The organism is Bacillus sp. 05T31 (genome assembly GCF_056396725.1).
This window is the reverse complement of the sequence record NZ_JBFTMA010001261.1, coordinates 1-582: the sequence shown is the minus strand read 5'-3', so window position 1 is coordinate 582 and position 582 is coordinate 1. Positions and strand designations below refer to the sequence as shown.

Here is a 582-nt window from a genome sequence, read left to right as displayed (position 1 = left end):
AAATATACAACGAATCAAAATATAAAAATCACATTAGAAGAGAAAAATGGCATTGTGTATTTTCAAATTCAAAATGGTATTGCTGCTGAGGTAATTAAAGAAATAGATAAAATTTGGGAGCCTTTTTACGTATTAGAATCTTCTCGCAGTAAAGAAAAATCAGGTACTGGATTAGGATTAGCGATTGTAAAAAGTATATTAGAAAGACATGGTTTTGAATACGGAGTTTCGGTAGAAGATGGAGAAATACAATTTTATATGTATATAGAAAGGAACTAATTGTTATTAGTTCCTTTTCTATTATCTTGAAAGATTCGAATGTTTTACAAATTTCTCAACTTTCTATAAAATATAAACTGAATTTTCTGTAATTTTAATGTATAGTAAAAGAAGGAATATATGGGGAGGGAAGGGCATGAGGAAAAAGAAATTAGCAATAACACTTTCAACTATATTATCTTTAACAATTACTTCAGGAGTTTCTAGTATGACTGCACATGCAGAAAATAAGGAAGGGAGCTCTGTAAAAGGGAGTGATATTAAGTTAAATGGTCAAGTCTCAGAAGCTTTAACTCCAAACAC

At 29.6% G+C, this 582-nt stretch carries 1 protein-coding gene and 1 pseudogene; both read left to right on the top strand.

Annotation, left to right across the window (positions count from 1 at the left end; translation table 11 throughout):
* A partial coding sequence (locus AC1DJR_RS32800) for an ATP-binding protein (protein WP_477004550.1) occupies nucleotides 1–279 on the top strand: 279 nt, incomplete at its 5' end.
* Between the two features lie 136 nt (nucleotides 280–415).
* Nucleotides 416–582 (top strand): annotated as a pseudogene (locus AC1DJR_RS32795) (Xaa-Pro dipeptidase); the annotation flags it as partial.